The sequence below is a fragment of the Lederbergia sp. B243.17 genome, assembly GCF_057657925.1.
Genome location: NZ_JBWBKF010000060.1, coordinates 1 through 19,350, shown reverse-complemented (window position 1 = coordinate 19,350; position 19,350 = coordinate 1). Strand labels below are relative to the sequence as shown.

Here is a 19,350-nt window from a genome sequence, read left to right as displayed (position 1 = left end):
TTGCATCGAAGTTATCAAGTTAATATGATGCCACATTTATGATTTTATAAAATTCGATCCAATTAATGGAAAATAACTATTCTTTCACTAGATGTTTTAGATTGATTAAAGTCACTCTAATGTCCCTTTTTTTAATCAACAAATAGAGTGCATAAGTAACACAATATATCGCTATTCCGAACCAAGAACTTATGAACCATCCCGTTAGTATAAATATTATAGATAACAACAATTCAAAGTAAATGTCTTTATATACTGAAACGTTAAGAATTCTTGATAAAAGAATTTCAGCCAATATACAACGAAACGCCAAAAGTATTAAAATTGAAACTATGATTAATTCTAAACTCATAAAAATTTGGGTAAAGATAACGGTAAGGAAGATGCTTAACAACACCGACACTATGTTAATAGAAAGCATTAACTTCTCTTTCCTCATCGTCTTAAGATAGGTATTAATTAACAATACCATTTTCCCTTCATAGATACACATAGGAAATAAAAGCGCCATATACATTAAACTCTCAGTATACTGTGGTAACCACGCAGATAAAATTGCTTCTAAAGGATAATATACTAAAAGAATTCCGAGTAAAGGGACCATTAAAAAAGTTCTCAATGTAGGGTAGAGGACCGGCAGTCTTTCCTGATTGGTTCTTCTTAAGACTGGAAACATGATTATACCTACTGCATTAATAAATAGCATAAGTAAATTTGAAATACTAAGAGTCAGTGATACCTTTCCAAATGTCGAAACATCCCATGTTCGCTCAATTCCAAACCGAACGGTTCCAATAATGAGCATACTGGCAATGTTTGCAAACATTAGTTTAATTCCAGCATTAATATTTCTGGCAGTTTCTTTAAAATTAAAATAAAATATACTAACCTTATTAAATACGATCTCCCTACAATAATATATTGCGTAACCTAAAGTGAAAAACTTTCCAAGTATATCAGCTATAATTAAAATCTTGTATTCTCTAAAGTTCATTAATAAAAATAATAGAATTAAACAGCAATAAAAAATCCTTTCCATCAATGTGATCCGTGCATATTCTTTAATTCTATTTGTACTTTCTAGAACATATATTAACATAAGCCTAATATTTACAATCAACATACATAGTGTTGTCATTTTAATTATAAAAAGCCTATTAGTGTCAATAGTAACTACATTTGAAAAAACAATTATTACGGAACCAACTAGTATTTGAAAGGTTACTAGCATCCAAAACTGTGAAAAAAATAAATCTTTGTTTAACTCACTATATTCCTTACCACCATATCTAAGGTAAATTCCATCATTCCATCCAAAGTGCAAGAAACCTACATATGAAGAGTAAAACAAATATAATTGCCAATATCCATAATCCTCCAAGCCTATCAACTTTGGTACAATTAGTAATAATAAAGTTGAAATGATCATTGATATTAGATTTGATGATAGAGTATATGAAAAATTTTTCATGATGGTAATTGCCCTATTATTCAATACTCATCCCTCTTCATTCCTTAACGTTTACTATCATTTTCTACCGGCAAGTATTTTGTATAGAGATTTATTTAATCTTTAATCCTTCAGCGATCAAACTTTAATAAATTATCAAATATTGGAGCAACCTTTCATATGCGCTTTTTGGTTGCAAAAACGCCAAATGACCGGTGGAGACCAATCCATAGTATGGGCAATAGCTCCAGGTTCCCAAACAAAATTAATCCATTGCATACGATCCATCTCAAAACGGGTACCTTCCGGATGTGCATCTTGGCTTCTCCCAGAAAATGGCCTTACAGTGGATCGTCTTGCCTTCAATCACCATGTCTTCATAGATAAACCTTTTCAAAGGAGACGAATCGTCATAAATCGTTTTGGCCAGTTGACCTGTCGGCTTGTTTATTTCAATTTACAGGCTTATTCAATCGGTTACCCTTCCGAATATCCGTAAAAGTCCGCCCCGGCCAAGCCTTCAAAGCGGGCATAGGCGAAGGTCTGAGATTGCAAAATAAGATTCATAGTTTCTTCTGCCAACTGAATGACATTCTCGGCCGTATGCCTATTTCCAGCCTGCAGTTTCCGATTCGAGCATAACCTGGTGTCTCGTACCAGCAGGAGAAGGTAGCTTTAAAGTCAGAGTTTATAAGGATTGGGTCAGTTTCACCCTTCCTGATGACCATAATCGGTTTCGATGGTCGAATCATAAACCAGTATCAAAGCGGACGGCAAATCAGGTTCAATGATGTCGTATATCAGTTCCTTAATGTCTCTTTGCCCATTGAAATGAGCCAGGTATCTCTGATTCTTGCCCAATAAAATATGATACGGGTAACTGCCAGCCATGAACTACTTGTACAAGGGCATCCTTCTGTAAGGAACAGAAGCGGAAAAGCCGGCAGCATCGAAGTCATCCAGCCAATGATCAAATAGACATGATTTTGTGGAAGGAAACTTTGGGATTGCCTTTCTTAACTAATAGAGTTTCTCTATTGATATATTCATTAAATATTCAGCAGCTTAAACTAAACTATTCATTGTTCCAGAATATCAAGCTATGCAAAAACTGTACCTTAGAGCTTTAGTAAGCGATCCAGCTTCTATGTACCTTATATTGTAACTTCAGATTTCCCATTACGAGAAGGCTTTATTTTTTTTCACAAAATCTACGTCCCTGGAAATAGGGACCAACAATACAATAAATTAATTTGATTTTAGATTTTTTAGATTCAGCAAGCGAAGTACCTATACAATCTTCTATCAGACTCAACACTTCCAAATCGTTTAGGTTCATGCACAATAACATAAGTACTAAAAAAGAATAATTAATTGAATTTTGTTCATACTGTTGCTTATAACTTAATCTTATACTTTGAGCCTACCGAAAAACAATTAACTATTTTCTTTTTCGAAATAATACATCCTCTATTATGTTTTTACCTTACTAATCACTTTTTTGCTAACTAAATTTGGTAAATAGTTAATAGCAATTTCAAATAAAGTAAGTTGAAAATCTTTACTTATCTTTTTTATCATCGAAATAGTGTTAAATATATTTCTCCTTTCAAAAAAGGATATCCGTTCTTCTGTCCAATTTAAAATATCTTTGATAGCCTCTGTGTTATATTTATTGAATTTATAATTTGCCAGCAAATATTTATACTTTTCCCTTTCATTCAATAACTTTTTTGTGTAATAATCTTCTCTACTCTCAATGCCGCGTAACATACTAGCCCCAATTTGATTCTCTCCATGAATTCTGTACTTTATTAGTGGTTCTGGAACATATACAATTTTCCCGATAGATGATGCAAAAAGAGCTAACCAATGATCATGGATATAATAGTCAACACAAAATGGTATAGCATCTTTAGCTACTTTAGACTTTATAAGCATTGCACAACCTGTAACGCTATTGCGTCTTAGAAAATATTCAAATAAATGATTTCCCTCCACGTGTTGTAACCTTTTTTGAATATCTTTAAAGCTATTAGCAGTAATGTTATCATCTTTATCAATAATTGATAAGTCTGAATAACTGATTACACCATTCCCCTTTTCTATAGCATCTACCAATTTGGTTATTTTTTCTTTCTCCCATATGTCATCTTGATCACAATAGGCTATATAATCCCCTTCTGCTTCTCTAGTTAATAGTTGAAAGGTTTTATTACTACCAAGATTATTATTATTTTTATCAATAGTATAATTAAAATTGCTGATATTCGTTTTAACCAAATCAGTTATTGTAGAATACCAGTTGATATCATCGCTATCATCTCTAATTGTTAGGCTTATATTAGAGTAGGTTTGCTCATTAAGACTTTGTAAAAGCTTCCTAAAAAAATCCGTGTTAGGTTTATATGTTGCCAAAACAATATTTACATGTTTCATAATTTTGCTAACTCCTCTTTTTTTACGTTGCTATTTTATATCATAATACATATAGATAAAAAACAAATATGATGTCGAGCTAAATAATAAGGGGTTTGTTGCAGCAATAAATAAATAGGTTATATATCCAAACTTTTTATATTTTTGCAAATTATTTTTAAAAAGAGGTAATGATATAAATATAATAAATAACATAAACGGTAAAAAGCCCATCTGTCTCCATAAATCAATGTAAGACCACTCTATACTACTTACATAAGCATTTAGTCCATACGAGTAAAATTCACTCCCCATCCCACTACCCGTAATAATAATAAAAGGTTTATCTTGGAGTAGTTCTTTAATCCCTTTAAGGTGTCCCATTCTTATGACATTAGAAGCTTCACCCTTAACTATTAAGAGTTCGTTAAACATGTTTATAATATTGGAGAAAAAGACAGTCACAAATGATATACAAAGTAGAACGAAACTAAATTTCACAACTTTTGACTTATTATTTGTAAAAAACACATAGAATACTAGAAGAAAAAATACTGGAAATATAAAATTAGCTCTAGTTCCGGAAAATATCAATGCCGCTATAGCAGTAAGCACAAGAAGATATTTTCCTCTTTCAAAGTGTTTGAAGAGTAAAATTACTATTAGTGGCGAAGATTTAAAGAAAATCTTATAATATAGTGGATATTCTATTGATTTCCCCATTAAACCAATGTCATACTTATACATTATTTCATTTCTAAAGAAGCCGGAATTCACATCTATAATACTCATAAAATCTAATGAAACTAAAAGTATTGTAATAAATACTATATATCCTATTACTTTAGTCAATAACTTTTCAAAATCTATATTGTAATGTTTAATAACAAATACCATTACAAACATATAAGCCGCAAATACCCTTGAAAATGAAGAGAATATTTCACTTGTAATAAGTGTTGAGTATAAAAAAAGAAATGTAGGAAAAATAAAACCGTAAAAGGTATAAAAACCATTTCCTTTTTTAAACAAAGCATTAAATATTAACGTTGCATTAAATAAGAAGATAGATAAAAATAAGATTTTCTTAATATTAAATATATCGGCTGGAAATATAACACATGTAACAACGAATGCACCAATTAATATTTCATTAATAGTCCTTCTTTTTAAAATTAGGTTCACTACCAGTCTTCCCTTATATAACTAATTTATTTTAGTTTTATTTTCTAAATATCGCCTCTAATTTTTTATTAGCCGCTTCAATTGAAAATAACTCCTTGAATACCTTCTCCGTATTCCATCTCATTTCTAAAAGACTCTCAGGATCCATATTAACAATTTTATTTGCAATATCGTTTAAGTTTCTATTCGCAATATTAAATCCTACATTATGCTTGTCAACTATCATAGAAGTATCCGCTTGTATATTATTTATTATTGGTAAACTTGATTGAAAATAGTCTATAGACTTCATAGTAAGTCCAACACAAACACTTTCTTTCATAATATTCAATCCGAAATGGCACTTATCAAAAATCTCTTGCTTAACTTGAGGATCATAGATTTTACCATGATATTCTACAACTGCACCAACCGATTTCACTTCATCGATTAATTTTTGTTTGCTTTCTCCGTCGCCAATTATATGAAGTGTAACTGGCTTAAAATTATTAATAGCTTTAATAATTCCTTGTATCTTTGGTATATCAATAATATTGTTTATAGACCCTAAGTAACATAAATGAATTCCAACTTTTTGAATTTGAAAGTTACTTATCACTTTTGCATCTTTTTTTGCTAAATAAACAGTTTCTGTTTTAAGTCCTTTAAGCACATTTCCTAAAACTGCTTGATATAAGTCACATTCAGTTAGGACAAAGTCTGCATACTTTAAACCTTCATTTCGGATTTTCCCCCAAAATGAAAAGGGAAGAAACCTTTTCATTTTCCCAATAGGCATAGTTTCTGGCCAAAGATCGATTAGATCAAATACCAGCTTTACATTTTTATGCTTTTTCTTGTAGCTAGAAGCAAATTTGGCCAATGAATTTGGTGGAATAAGTACATATAATAAATCAGGCTTGATTTTTTCTACCACTTTAAAAGCATCAGCTGAATATTTATAATGAGAAGATAAGCGAGAAATAGATAAATTTTTATAATAAGGTTTTGACTTCACATAAATAAAATCTTCCTTTGCATCCGCGCTATGAACTTTCTTAATATGCCTGAAATCAGATTGAATAATTTTGGTTTCATAACCCTTATCTATTAAAAATTCATGAACTAGATTTACTCTATCTTCATAAGTATCAAAGCAATTAACAATAACTGCTTTCATTTATGTCCACTCTCCAATTCCGTCAATTCAATCGACTCCTTGAAATCTCTAATTCGGTAATTTCCCTCTTCATAGTTACTCATGGACTTCTCATAAGCCAAGTTACCGAATACCTTATTTACAATTTCAAGTTTGAAACCTAAAAAATTCACTAACCAATTAAATGCTGTTGTAAATTTAATTTCCCTCCCATGCACCTCTGCAATGAGCCTAACCATCTCACTGGTATTTACATATTCTTTATTCTGCGGAAAAAAAAGCCCGGTTTCTTCGTTATCAATCATCAGCCTTATAAACTCACAAAGATTATCAATATGTAGCATACTCCGCTGATTTTCAATTTCAGGAAAAACAGGAAGCTTTTGAGCCACTTTTGCCAGCTTGGGATAATTGCCTTTAGAACCTCTTCCATAAATCATTGGCGGTCTTATAATAACCACTTTGAAGGTATCACTTTCAAAAGGCTTAATGTCCTCTTCTGCCTTTAGCTTGCTATTTCCATAGAAGTTACTTGGCTTAGGTACCGTATTTCTATCAATAACCCTTCTATCATTACTACTATCTCCGTATACAATAATACTGCTCATAAAAATAAATTGCTTAACACCTTCAGCTTTAGCCTTTTTAGCAGTTTCTCTTGTAAGATCACGGTTCACTTTATAATACGTTTCTTCCATGTTTGGCTCCGAAGAAACGTGTGCTATCCCCGCTACATGAAATACAACATCATACTCTGAGAAGTCTTTTTCCTTCCATGAATCGTTCCTTAAACTAATACTATCTATTAAATATCGATCAGGATAATTTCCAAGCCATTTCTCCAAGCTCCTACCCACATAGCTATTTTTTCCTGTTAACAGTACTTTTTTCATTTGGAAATACCTTCCCCACCACCCGCGGTTCCCTTTTTCGCTGCAGTTCCAGTCCCACCTTCAACAACACCATCACTCTTAATAACACTTACGATAGTCCCAAGGAAGCACTTTACATCCAACCAAAGGCTAATTCTTTCTACATACTCTCCATCCAACTTAGCCTTAATAACAATAGGAAGCTCATCTCTACCATTAATCTGGGCCCACCCTGATAGTCCGGGCGGCACATCATTAGCCCCGTACTTATCTCGTTCTTTGATCAGATCATACTGATTCCATAGTGCTGGCCGAGGACCAATTATACTCATCTGTCCAACAAAAATATTCCAAATCTGCGGAAGCTCATCAAGCGAGGTTTTTCTCAGGAATTTACCCATCTTTGTAATATACTGTTCTGGGTTATCTAATAAGTGAGTTGGAGTGTCCTTCGGTGTATCTATTCTCATGGTACGGAATTTCAATATATAAAAATGGGTCTTGTTAATTCCTACACGCTTTTGCTTAAACAAAACAGGCCCTTTTGAATCAATCTTTATAGCAATAATCAAGATTAAATAAATTGGTGATAATACCACAAGTCCAATTAAAGAAAGAATGATATCAATCAATCTTTTAACCTTCATATACATCCAGCTACACTCCTTCTTTAGTAGATTAGGACTTAGAATCTGTTGTTTTTCCATTCTAACCAACTACTAAACCACCAAAATTGTTATCTGCTAATGATAGCAACCTCGGAATATCTATTCATTCTAACAACCAAATACGAATTAATATTCACTCCAAAATTACTTCAATGATTCACAGACGTCTCGTTTTGCCTGTTCTGCCCTGTTCAGATAGATACAATAGACAAGATTACCCCATGAATCACCAGCACTGATAGTAATGCAACTAACGTCATACTTCTAGAACACTTGAGGATTTCCTGTCTATCCTTATCTTGATGTCCTTTCGTAAAGCAGTTGAAGAAATAAAAAAGGTTTTAATAGACAGGCTTCCTGTTGCTTTATACGATTATAGCTTCACCCTATGCACTTTCTCCACCACATACATATACTCAAGCAGCCGATTCCGTAACGTCTCATTCTTCAGGGCATATTCAATTGTCTTCGTAATAAAGCCGAATTTCTCCCCGACATTATTTCGTTTGCCTTCAAAGTTAGATGGCATCCATTAATTGAATCTATCCGCCAGCACCTGTCCCCCGTTTTTCAAGACATCTGAATATTTCAGGGGTGAGCACCATATCTCCCCATGATAGCGAGATTCGAGGGGGAGGGTTCCGAGTGCCGGTTTCTCGACAAGATTCTCAACCTGGTACTGTCTTCCCGTCTGGCCGGATGGCTCAATGAAGCCATATCGGTTTGTTTCGTCTTTCTGGACATTTGGGACGCCGACGGATGCATGGGTGGGTTCGCCGTATTGATCGATCAGCTGCTTGAGGCCTTGATACCTTACTTTGTAGTCTCCTAGGAGCACGACAAGCGGCTCATCGCCGATGATTTTCCGTACGCACCAGGATGGCATGTCTAAGGCCTTTCGGTTCTTTCTTTCAGATGTAGTGGATGTCGACGCCTGCGGACTGTCTTACTTGGTCAAACAGGTTCAACGATGATGATGTCTTCTATACCGGAGGCAATCACTTGTTCGACGCGTATTGGATGGTCGGGTTGGCGATGATCGAGAGCTTTTCTTTGGCATCGCTTTCCGAACCTTTTTCACGTCAAGCACTTTAATGTCATTATTTTGCTATTTGCATTCTCTTTGCACGTTTCCGATTTGCAACATCAAGAATCGTCTCTTTAATTTTTTCGGCGGGCAGTTCTTCCAGTTCAGAGATGATACTGTATAGCTCCTTTTTTTCCAATGGCTCAGCCTTGCCGATGTGAATTTTCGGAAAGACTTGTTCTTTTTGGATTTCATTTTCGTTCAGGAGCTCTTCGTACATTTTTTCTCCTGGACGGATGCCGCTGTATTTGATGCCGATTTCTTCAAGTGTATAGCCGGATAAGGTGATCAGATTTTTTGCGAGATCAGAGATCTTCACCGGATCGCCCATATCGAGGACGAACACTTCGCCGCCGCGTGCTAAGGTGCCTGCCTGGATGACGAGCCGGCTCGCTTCCGGAATCGTCATAAAATATCTAGTCATGTCCGGGTGGGTGACAGTGACCGGGCCTCCCGCTTCGATCTGATTCTTGAAGAGCGGGATGACGCTACCTCGGCTGCCGAGCACATTTCCGAAGCGGACAGCCACGAATTTCGTTTTGCTTTCTTTGGCTAGGTTTTGAATGATCATTTCGGCGATCCTTTTTGTCGCGCCCATCACGTTCGGCGGGTTGACCGCCTTGTCCGTCGAGACGAGGACGAAATTGCGGACGCTGAAAGTATCAGCGGCCTCAGCTACATTTCTTGTGCCGAATACATTGTTTTTCACTGCTTCATACGGGTTCGCCTCCATAAGTGGCACATGTTTATGTGCGGCGGCATGGTAGACGATGTCCGGTCGGTATTCACTCATCACATCGAATATTTTCATCCGATCCTGTACATCGGCGATAACCGGGATAATCTCCATTTCACCCTCATGCTTTACTGTAAGTTCCATGTGGATGTTGTAGATGCTGAACTCCCCGTGGCCGAGCAGGATGAGCCTTTTTGGTTCGAATTTGCAGATCTGGCGGCAGATTTCAGAACCAATCGATCCGCCTGCGCCTGTGACGAGAACGGTTGAGCCTGTTACAGATTCCGAGATTGAGCTGATGTCGAGTTCGACCGGTTCACGTCCGAGCAAGTCTTCAACCTCAACGTTGCGTATTGCGTTCACGGCTACTCTTCCGGTCATTATGTCTTCAATCATTGGCATAATCTGAATCCTCGCATCGGTCTGAGCGCAGATTTCATAGATGCGCCTGATATCTTTTTTTGATAGAGACGGAATGGCGATTATAATATCATGGATATTCTTCCGTTTGACGAGCTGCGGAATCGAATGAACAGCGCCAAACACTTTCACATCATATATTTCCAAACCCCATTTACGTGGGTCATCATCGACGAAAGCAACCGGAAAAAGATCAACATCATGGCTGTGCAGAAGCTGACGGACAACGGTTGTGCCCCCCGAGCCGGCACCGACAATCAAGGTATTACGCTTTTGCCCGTCGGCTTTCATCACGCCGTCGCGGTACAGTCTCCATGAGAAGCGCGAACCACCGATAAGGAGGATATGCAACATCCAAGTCAGGAGAAGAACACGAGCGTAAACGTTCCCGGTGCCGATTGCCTGTGCCAATGCGGCTATTGCTATGGAGAACGTGACGGCCTTCGTTATTGTGATTAGTTCCCCTACACTCGCGTAGGCCCATGCTTTATGGTAGAGCCTGTAAGCAAAAGAAAATAGATGATGGCTGACGAGCAAGATTATTGAGCTAAGCAAAAGTGTCTTAGATGTATAAAATTCCGAGTATGGATGCAAAAGAAAATAGCCAATGTAAATGGAAAAAAGAACAATGACCGAATCCAGCAGCATCAATAAAGGCACACGCCGTTTACTGATCAAATTTATCCCTTCTTTTCTGAATTTATCGTGTAAATATGCTAGGAAAATAGCTAAAAAATATCCACTCAATTCGGAATGCATATTTCTTAACTATTCTTTATTTAAAGTTTACGATTTAAAAATGAAAACCGGGCATTTAACCCTCCCTCACACCCCTCTTGACAACGAGCGCGTCTAAGGAGGGGTTAATCCTCCCACAGGATGACCGAGCGCCTCCGATGATAACGGGTAAGAGACATAACCTAATATAAAATGATGCTGGTTTTTCAAATTAATTCTCTAAGGTATGACACTTTATAATTTGAGGGCAGAGAACAATCTGCCCTCTATTATCAAATAATCACTTTTTCCACTACTTTGTCTCTCTCCAATAATTACGAAAGAAAACAATACCAACGCCCACCATTAAACCTATGATCAGTGCAATTCCCATATTTAGTGCTGGTTTTGGTGAGAGTGGCTCATCATTTTCTATAGGCTCAGATATGGTTAGAACTTTATTGTCAATCGTGAAGATTTCGGAGAATGCCTTTATTTGACGTTCTCTGTCTGAATAATCCCGGTAAACTGCAGCTGTCGTCTTGATTTTACTTGTAATTTCATTCAGATTAATTAAATCCTTTTCTGAAATATCACTCACATCTTTCAAGCTCTCTGCATCCATATTGATGATGTACTGATTGTTGTATGCTATTGCTGAATCTAGCACAAGGGAGGCCGGCAAGTTTAGTGCTTCGGTCTCTAAGCGATATTCCTTTAAAAGTTCTTCAAGGCTTGCTTTTTCCACTTCTATTTGAGATTCAAGATGCCTAACATCTTCTTTGATTCGATCCTCAATCACGGTATAAAGTGAGCTCTTCATAACGCTGAGAATGGACTCAAGTATTTCTTTGGCTTCCGCCGGGTTATTGGCTTTAAAACTAAGCGATAATAAAGTAGAATCGGGAAGCTTTTCTACGGTTAGGTTCTCCCTAACCTGCTTAACTGTGTATTTGGACAAGCCACTTTCTTTGATAGCTTGCTCAAGGACTTTATGTGACTTTATTCTTTCCATATAGGTGGCAGGAGTGATAACTTCATTGTAATACCCATCAGTTTCTTCCGATGCTTTCCCACCAAACAACCCATTATTTATTGATACGGTTGTTTTAGACGAGTAAACTGGTTCAATTATTGCGTAACTTGCTATTGCCGCTATTAATACTGCAATAATTGCAATTGATATGATTAACCACTTGCCTTTCAAGACAATATTAATTAGTTCTCTTAACTCTATAGTCTCTTCCATCCATTTACTCCTTAACCTTCTCTTTGTCAGAATACTGGTTGTTTAACATTGCCAACATCATTCCAGCTAATATAAACATAGGTGCAGCGGTTCCTGGCAAAGTATCATTAAAAAGCGCTTGTATTAAAAAGGCAATCCACCCTACTGCCAAGACTATTCCGTAAGTTGGTAATAACTCTTTTTTGAATAGTGCCATTCCCACTTCCCAAATTGTAAAAATTACAATACCCATAAAACCTATAAACCCAACAATGCCTGTTCCAAATAAAACGCCTAGATAGGTATTATGCGGTTTGTCCACCAATACATCTTTTGTTCCCATTCCGCCACGAAAACCAATGTCATCTTGAGGAAAATGGTAGAGCAATGTATCAAGCCCATATCCGAACAAGGGACGTTTCATCGTTATTTCCATTGTTTTTCCCCATATATATGCACGCCCAGATCCAGCTGAAACATTAGGGTCCGGAAGTTCCGGAAGTGTAAATTTCTCCTCAGCAGCATACACTCTACTTTCAAACAGATTAATTTTATCGGTAACTGCTCTTTTAGACGTTTGTTGTTCCTTAGGCATATAAGGATTGATGGAAGTAAAAGTACCAATAGACTCATTCCATACTCTTGGGTCTTTGGTTGATAAGACATGTAAAATTGGTGTGGTTAATATTAGAAAACTAACGATTAATAAAATTGAGCGCTTTTTATTAGATGCTTTTACAGCAACTATAACGAGAATTGGGATTAACGCGAGCACCGTAACAAATCCGCTCGTTGAAATTGCCATGAGCATTGTAGTGATAGAAAGAAGGGCAAACACAAGATTAACTAAACTTCTAATCAAATGTTTGTCTAACATTGCCCAGGCAAGGTACATAACAGCCATTACTGCAAACATTCCGCTCATATAGTTCCACTGATTTAAGGTACCTAGCAAAGTAGATCCCTCATTCATACTTGCACCCTTAGGCATAAAAAGAGTTAAAAATTTATTTACTAAATCATATTGCATTGCATCATGACCTGTGAAGTTCATTAAAGAAAGCGTAAAATTAATAATTATAAAAGGGTAAAAGGCATAAAGAATATATGTAGCTGTTTTTTTTGTATATTCAATATTCATAGCAATTAGCATTAATAATAAATAACATATATATGCTAATCCGCCATCTAGTCTATCAAATTTACCAAATAACGCGATTGATTTATATGGAGCTAGCATAGTAGATACTACAATGGCAACTATTAATGATAAAATTATTAATGTGATATTTCGGTTATTTATTTTATATTCGAAGAATAAAACCTTAAATAAAAATAGTGATAAACTTAAAGCGGTCAGTGTAATCAATAGAGAAAACTTAAAATAGGAAAAAACATCACCCTTTTCACCCGATAATAGCAAACTCTTATTTTCTATTATTGGACTGGCTACAGTTGATATCTTTCCTCCTAAAACAATTGGTACTAATCCCAGACAGAGCACCAAAAAAATTAATATCCACCGATCAATATTTTTTATAGCAATATTGTCTTCCTCTGTATCCCTAACTATAAATTTCCTTGAAAGTTGGTTACTCATACAATTCCATCCTTAACCTTATTTAAAGCTCCGCTAATATTTGCTCTGACAAAACAGTTACTTGCTCATGGTAATCTGGAATATCTTCAGGTGTAGTAAGGTTTCCGCATCGCTGTAAAACTAAGAGGGCATCTTCACTTCTCTCTGCTAAATATAAAATTTGCCCATATTGCAGCATAAATACCGGCTCTTCTGATTCATAAGGATTTAATTCTATTACTTTATCCATCTTTTTTGCCGCTAGCGAATAATTTCCATTTCCCGCTAATGCTATTCCTAGCTGATGCTGTATTGCAGACGAGTTTGGATATTTGCTTTCAAGTTTAATTAATATAGGTAAAGCGTCGACATAGTTTTGGCTATTCATTAAATCTGTACTCTGAAAGTACATAGTACTACCCTCTAAAAAACTTTTATCTTGCTTCTTACCACTGATTAAAGCATATCCTAGCCCAAGTATTGTAAACATTAAAACCGATATTATAATATACTTAATAAGCTTATCAGACACTCTCATTGTATTATTTACCTTTCATTCCTAAATATTCCCCTAACTAATTATATCTAAATAACTCCTCGACGTCACTATGCAAATAAAGGTTTATAAGGCCAAGGTAAGAGGATTCCAGTTTTTTCTTTTAACTAAGGTTCTATATAAGCAAAAATACTTTCTTACATACGTTGTAAATCCAATATAAAAGGGCGGAGAGAATATCTCCGCCCTTTTATTAGAACTATCACTAATTATTTAATAAGGATAGGTCCAAATGTAACTGTTCCTTCTTTACCAGCACGCTCAGTTAAAGTAACTGTTGGAGAAGCGCTTGATGCAGATACAGAAGTATCCTTGAAGTTAATAGCAAGTGCAAGGTTACTTAGGTCAGTAGCCAACGAACCACTTGCATCGAACGTCAAACCAGAATTGGCAGTTCCCGCAGTGTAAGTCACACCATTAACTTCCACTTTTTCTCCTGGAGCAATGTCAGCAGAGAATGTGTAATTTGCTACACCAGCAGTAACTACTTTTGCAGGTGTATATGCCACAGTGGCATTAGCAAAGACACCAGGAATTGTGCTGTTTGCAATTTTGATAGTATCAGCTGATGTTGCGTTAGTAGCAACAATTTGCACTCGATCATTAGCTGCAGACGCTGTAGCAGGTGCATTGTTAGCTGCCAACGCTGCATTAATCTTGTCAGCTACTTGAGCCGCAGTATCTGTTCCATTAATTGTAACCGTAGCAGTTGAAGCTGTAGCAACAGTAACATCAAAAGATCCTGTGGAGAAGTTAGCTGTTGAAATTACAGCACTCTCGTATTTTGCAGCAACAGCTGGAGCAGCGGTAGATACACCAGGAGTTACAACGTTAGCTGGAACTCTAACTGGGTCAACTGCAACTGGACCTTCATTTGTTCCGTTTCCTGCTACTGCCTCTAATCTAATGGTATGCGCTCCATCAGTACCTTTAGTAAAGGTGATTGTAGAATTAGAGTAGATGAAACGGTTAAAGTCTGCAAGGGTAGTTTCAGTATAAGTTTGACCTGCTTGAGCTGGTACTGCAGTATTTGGTGTTGAGTTCAAGATTCGGTCAGCGACAAAGAACTTCGCTTTTGAATAGTCGATAGTATCTCTGTAACCACTTAGCTTCATTGTATTTTCTTTAACATTTACCCATTCAACATTGGCTTTTACCACACCTGTAACTTCTTGTGTTGAAGTAAATGCAGCCGTAGCTTCATGGCTACCTAGATTAATTGGACGCTCAGTGTTTCCAGTTGTATTAGTAGGAAGGGCTGTTCCTGTAGCAACCACTCTTACAGAAGTAGTTTGGTCGCCAACAGTTGTTACGTCAACTGTAGGAGTTGCAGCAATCTTCTTAGTTGTAGTATAGCTTCGGTTAGGTGATACCACTTGACCATCTACTAATACATCGTGTGCTCCTGTATTAAATACAGTAAATGTAGCTTCGATACGATCGTAACCAGCTGGAAGCGACATTTCTTTTCCACTTTGGTTAGACGCTGTGAACTTGAATGTAGCAGTTTCTGTACCTTTGAAGTCTTTTTGTTCTTTAGTGCCTAGATATGCTTTAACAGTTCCGCCTGTTAGTGCTTCTTTAGCGAAATATGTGATATCAGCAATTGTGAATGGTTCGCCTTCGTCAAGCTTACCTTCTTTGGCATTTGAAGTGTTGATGTCAATCCATGCAATTGGAGTTGCATAGTCCTTTTCATCATCGCTGCCAATCTTGAATGTTGCTTCACCTTTAGAATTTGTCTTAACAGTTGTAGATTCGCCAACTTTAGCATCATCTTTTACAAAATAAGCTTTTGTATTAGTATTGATATTTCTGTCAAGATCTTCATTAAATGCAACATTTACGATTTCATTCGCAGCTACACTTCCATCTTTCTTCTTAACTACTACTTTATACTCGCGGCCATTTTTAACACCTACTGCTGCTTCTTGTCCACCGTCGCGTGTAACATCGATAGTATACTCAGCTTGCGTTGCAGCAAATGTCACTTCTGCAGCTTTCGCTTGAAGTTTTGTTGCATCCCAAGTATTAACGGATTTGTTATTTACTACTTCATCAGCAAATACAACTGGTGTTACTTTTGTGTTTGTGCCAGAGATAGTAAATGTAGCTTCACCCTTGCTGTCTGTAGTAATTACAGCTGTTACAGGTGCAGTTCCATTAGTTAATTGTACTGGGTTTACACCATTAACAGTTGCTTTAGAAGTTTTGTCAATTGAAGTGTTGACATTCTCTGCAAATGTTACGTGTAGACGTTGGTTTGCAACTGGCTTGCCAGTATTAGGATCTTTGTAAGTTACTTTGTAAACTTTGTTTTCACCGTTGTTTACATTGTCACCTTTTTTATCATCTGCAGCAATTGCAAGAATTGCATCTACGCCCCAATGGATTGTAGCAACGTCACGGACAGCTGGAGCTCCTGTTGGGTAAACAGAAACAGTGTCAACGCCTGCGTTGTATTGAGTGTAAGAGTAAGTAGCTACTCCATCTTCATTTGTATAAACTTCTTCAACATGGTCATCGTTAAGTTTTGCATCAGACTTAACGTTGAATGTTACAGGTACACCAGCTTGCTTAACACCGATGTTAGCTTTCAGTGTAACTTCTTTACCTACAACACCTTGGAGGGAAGCAGTTTCAGTAGTGATCTTAGTAGGAATCACTGCAGAAATACCTTCAAATTGACCAATTGTTTGGCCGTTTTGTTTTACTGTATATTTTGTTCCGCCAGTTTGTGTAGAAGTAGTTAGAACAACTGTTTTGTTGTCTGTTTGTTTAACTGCTGCGTTAGAGATAGTCAATCCATCGATTGAATAATTTACAGAATTAACATCTTTAACAGCCTCTTTGTATGTTACTTCAACAGTAGTAGCATTGATTGCTTTAACGCCAGCAACTGCACCGAAGTCGATGTCTTTGTAGCCATTTTCAACACGGTTTAGAAGAAGAGCCATGTCTCCACGGTCGATTTCCGCTGTAGGAGCGAAAGTTGTTGGTGTTTTACCGTTGATGAATCCGTAAGTGTAAAGAGTTGAGATGTAGTCAGTTGCCCAGTTGTCCTGGCCAAGGCTGTTCTTCATGTCAGTGAATGGAAGTTTCGCATCTTTTACGATTGGTAGATCATAAGCTTCAACAACCAATTTCGCGAATTCCGCACGGCTTAGGTTGCCTTGTGGTTCAAATACTCCACCTGGGCGTCCTTCTAGAAGTCCTTCAGCATAAAGTGCATTTACATGCTCTTCGTACCAAGAACCTTTCACTACGTCTTTGAATGGAGTTGCAGCGTCGCTCTTGAATCCGCGAGCTACAGCGATCATTTTCGCAGCTTCCGCACGAGTTACTTTGTTACGGATTTTGAAAGTGCCATCTTCGTAACCGTTGATGATTCCCTTGTTGGAAAGTTCAGTTACCGCGCTGTAGTAGTCGCTTGAAGATGGTACGTCTTTGAATGAAGCAGCAAGGCTTGCTACTGGTGCAACAGCTGTTGCTACTAATGCAGCACTTGCAGATGCTGCAACGAACTTAGAATACTTCGATTTAGCCATTCTTTGTTTTCCTCCTTTGATATGTAAAGCATAATGTTATTTAACCAGCTTCGGAGACACTGTTCAGTATTATGAGAAACATTACGTTTTTAGAACGAATATTTCACTTTTTGAACGTGCCGTCTCTCAGAGACTGGCAAAATACGGAATGCAAAGCATAATGAACTATGCAAAATTGATTATAGGTGACAAATTATGCACTGTCAAGCAGATTTATCACATATTGGCAGTATTTTCCCATATAGTTCATTATCCTTGTTACAGCTATTTTACAGGAATCAGAAGATATTTCAAGCAATATATGAAAATATTGCCGATTTATTGGTAAACATTGCTTAAAGGGCTTTCGGAAGGGGTCTAAGTACCCTTTTTTATGATGTTTTTGTTTGCTTATTCCCTCTTTTCGCTTTCTCCCTTGGTATTTAGATGGAGAATTTTGTTGCTTAATGTAATGTTTGTTACACAACTGTAAAGTGGCAACCTACCCCTTTATGCTAAACTTTAACCATAAACGACGGAAATCTTTTGTGGAGTTGGAATGTTTTTCAGTTTCATATATATAGAGATTTGTCAGCATCTAGGGGGAGAGCAACAGTGGGAAAAAAGTTCATATCGGCGTTCAGCGCCTTGCTGCTTATACTAACCATGTCGGTTACCGCCCAAGCGGCCGGCAATAAGGGTGAAGACATAGCTGCGATGGCCAAGAAATACACAGGTGTTCCTTATAAATGGGGAGGCACGACACCGAGCGGATTCGACTGCTCCGGATTCATGATCTTTGTGTACAAGCAGTTCGGCATTAGCTTGCCACATAGTGCAGCGGATCAGTACAAGCTAGGAACGCCGGTTGCGAAGGCGGACCTTGCACCGGGAGATATGGTATTCTTCAGCAACACATATAAGGCTGGCATCTCGCATGCCGGTATATATGTAGGAAGCGGGAAATTCATCTCCGCCGCCAATTCAGGTGTAAAAGTAGATTCAATAAATGACCCCTATTATTGGGGAGCGAAATATACAGGAGCGAAGCGGGTTGTACAAGCTCCGGATCAGGTTGAAGCGGCAATGGTGCCAAAGCTTCCAGCGGGACAATACCATGACGTACCGAAAGACTTCTGGGCATACGCAGAAATCAGCGACTTGAGCAAAGCTGGCATCATCAACGGTTATGACGGCAGCCTGTTCAAACCAGAAAACACAATGACTCGTGCAGAAGCAGCGAAGATCTTCAGTGAAACATTGGGATTGACACCAAAAGCAAACGCGTCATTCACTGACGTGAAGAGCAATCACTGGGCGAAGGGCTATATCGGTGCGGTTGTAGAAGCCGGCATCATGGAAGGCACTGGCACTTCCACTTTTGCACCAGACGCAAAACTGACTCGCGGCCAGATCGCAGCATTACTTGTCCGTGCGTTTGACATCACTTCTGACAGCCAAGAGACGAATATGACTGATGTTCAGGGACACTGGGCACAGAATGATATCGCCAAAGTAACATCGACTGGAATTGCAGACGGTTTTACCGATAACACATTCCGTCCGAATGCAAATATCTCACGTGCAGAGTTCTGTGTGTTCCTGTACCGTGCGAATAATAAGTAAGCGAAAAGAGGCTGGGACAAAACCCCCTCTAATCTGAAAAAAGCCGGCGAAATTTTACGATGAGTAAAATTTCGCCGGCTTTCATTATTTTTCATAAAAGATAAGGACCACTTCTGATAAAATTAAGTTACCACACCAAATCA

General features: G+C 37.4%; 12 protein-coding genes and 1 pseudogene. 1 reads left to right on the top strand and 12 read right to left on the bottom strand.

The window, feature by feature from the left end; translation table 11 throughout:
* Nucleotides 1-76: 76 nt before the first annotated feature.
* The 12 genes and pseudogenes from AC0TWI_RS11485 to AC0TWI_RS11430 all read right to left on the bottom strand — a co-directional run bounded on the left by AC0TWI_RS11485 (nt 77) and on the right by AC0TWI_RS11430 (nt 17,602).
* Entirely contained in the window at nt 77-1,495 is a 1,419-nt protein-coding gene (locus AC0TWI_RS11485; RefSeq protein ID WP_488126490.1) for an MATE family efflux transporter, read from the bottom strand.
* Between the two features lie 1,428 nt (nt 1,496-2,923).
* Complete coding sequence (locus AC0TWI_RS11480; protein ID WP_488126489.1) at nt 2,924-3,889, bottom strand: glycosyltransferase; 966 nt, start codon at nt 3,887-3,889, stop codon at nt 2,924-2,926.
* A gap of 30 nt (nt 3,890-3,919) precedes the next feature.
* Nucleotides 3,920-5,053, bottom strand: coding sequence for a hypothetical protein (locus tag AC0TWI_RS11475; protein ID WP_488126488.1), 1,134 nt, complete (start codon nt 5,051-5,053; stop codon nt 3,920-3,922).
* A 37-nt stretch (nt 5,054-5,090) separates the two neighbouring features.
* On the bottom strand, nt 5,091-6,212 hold the full coding sequence (locus AC0TWI_RS11470) for a glycosyltransferase (RefSeq protein WP_488126487.1): 1,122 nt from the start codon (nt 6,210-6,212) through the stop codon (nt 5,091-5,093).
* Nucleotides 6,209-7,084: an NAD-dependent epimerase/dehydratase family protein gene (locus tag AC0TWI_RS11465; RefSeq protein ID WP_488126486.1), complete on the bottom strand. Its 876-nt coding sequence runs from the start codon at nt 7,082-7,084 to the stop codon at nt 6,209-6,211. Before AC0TWI_RS11465 ends, AC0TWI_RS11470 begins: the two co-directional genes overlap by 4 nt.
* Nucleotides 7,081-7,716: a sugar transferase gene (locus AC0TWI_RS11460; RefSeq protein ID WP_488126485.1), complete on the bottom strand. Its 636-nt coding sequence runs from the start codon at nt 7,714-7,716 to the stop codon at nt 7,081-7,083. Before AC0TWI_RS11460 ends, AC0TWI_RS11465 begins: the two co-directional genes overlap by 4 nt.
* Nucleotides 7,717-8,104: 388 nt before the next feature.
* A pseudogene (locus tag AC0TWI_RS11455) lies at nt 8,105-8,786 on the bottom strand (UTP--glucose-1-phosphate uridylyltransferase); the annotation flags it as partial.
* 45 nt (nt 8,787-8,831) lie between these two features.
* Complete coding sequence (locus AC0TWI_RS11450; protein ID WP_488126484.1) at nt 8,832-10,652, bottom strand: polysaccharide biosynthesis protein; 1,821 nt, start codon at nt 10,650-10,652, stop codon at nt 8,832-8,834.
* A gap of 352 nt (nt 10,653-11,004) precedes the next feature.
* Nucleotides 11,005-11,940 (bottom strand): Wzz/FepE/Etk N-terminal domain-containing protein, encoded by a 936-nt coding sequence (locus AC0TWI_RS11445; RefSeq protein WP_488126483.1) that lies wholly within the window; start codon nt 11,938-11,940, stop codon nt 11,005-11,007.
* Between the two features lie 4 nt (nt 11,941-11,944).
* Nucleotides 11,945-13,519 (bottom strand): O-antigen ligase family protein, encoded by a 1,575-nt coding sequence (locus AC0TWI_RS11440; RefSeq protein ID WP_488126482.1) that lies wholly within the window; start codon nt 13,517-13,519, stop codon nt 11,945-11,947.
* A gap of 22 nt (nt 13,520-13,541) precedes the next feature.
* Nucleotides 13,542-14,036: a tetratricopeptide repeat protein gene (locus AC0TWI_RS11435; protein WP_488126481.1), complete on the bottom strand. Its 495-nt coding sequence runs from the start codon at nt 14,034-14,036 to the stop codon at nt 13,542-13,544.
* A gap of 227 nt (nt 14,037-14,263) precedes the next feature.
* Nucleotides 14,264-17,602, bottom strand: coding sequence for an S-layer homology domain-containing protein (locus AC0TWI_RS11430; RefSeq protein ID WP_488126480.1), 3,339 nt, complete (start codon nt 17,600-17,602; stop codon nt 14,264-14,266).
* Between the two features lie 594 nt (nt 17,603-18,196).
* Between AC0TWI_RS11430 and AC0TWI_RS11425 the strand changes: the two genes are divergently transcribed.
* Complete coding sequence (locus AC0TWI_RS11425; protein ID WP_488126479.1) at nt 18,197-19,207, top strand: C40 family peptidase; 1,011 nt, start codon at nt 18,197-18,199, stop codon at nt 19,205-19,207.
* Nucleotides 19,208-19,350: the final 143 nt, after the last annotated feature.

Excerpts from the sequence above, each read along its gene's own strand:
- AC0TWI_RS11480 (WP_488126489.1), bottom strand. The coding sequence starts at position 3,889 with ATGAAACATGTAAATATTGTTTTGGCAACATATAAACCTAACACGGAT.
- AC0TWI_RS11470 (WP_488126487.1), bottom strand. The coding sequence starts at position 6,212 with ATGAAAGCAGTTATTGTTAATTGCTTTGATACTTATGAAGATAGAGTA.
- AC0TWI_RS11465 (WP_488126486.1), bottom strand. The coding sequence starts at position 7,084 with ATGAAAAAAGTACTGTTAACAGGAAAAAATAGCTATGTGGGTAGGAGC.
- AC0TWI_RS11460 (WP_488126485.1), bottom strand. The coding sequence starts at position 7,716 with ATGTATATGAAGGTTAAAAGATTGATTGATATCATTCTTTCTTTAATT.
- AC0TWI_RS11445 (WP_488126483.1), bottom strand. The coding sequence starts at position 11,940 with ATGGAAGAGACTATAGAGTTAAGAGAACTAATTAATATTGTCTTGAAA.
- AC0TWI_RS11440 (WP_488126482.1), bottom strand. The coding sequence starts at position 13,519 with ATGAGTAACCAACTTTCAAGGAAATTTATAGTTAGGGATACAGAGGAA.
- AC0TWI_RS11435 (WP_488126481.1), bottom strand. The coding sequence starts at position 14,036 with ATGAGAGTGTCTGATAAGCTTATTAAGTATATTATAATATCGGTTTTA.
- AC0TWI_RS11430 (WP_488126480.1), bottom strand. The coding sequence starts at position 17,602 with ATGGCTAAATCGAAGTATTCTAAGTTCGTTGCAGCATCTGCAAGTGCT.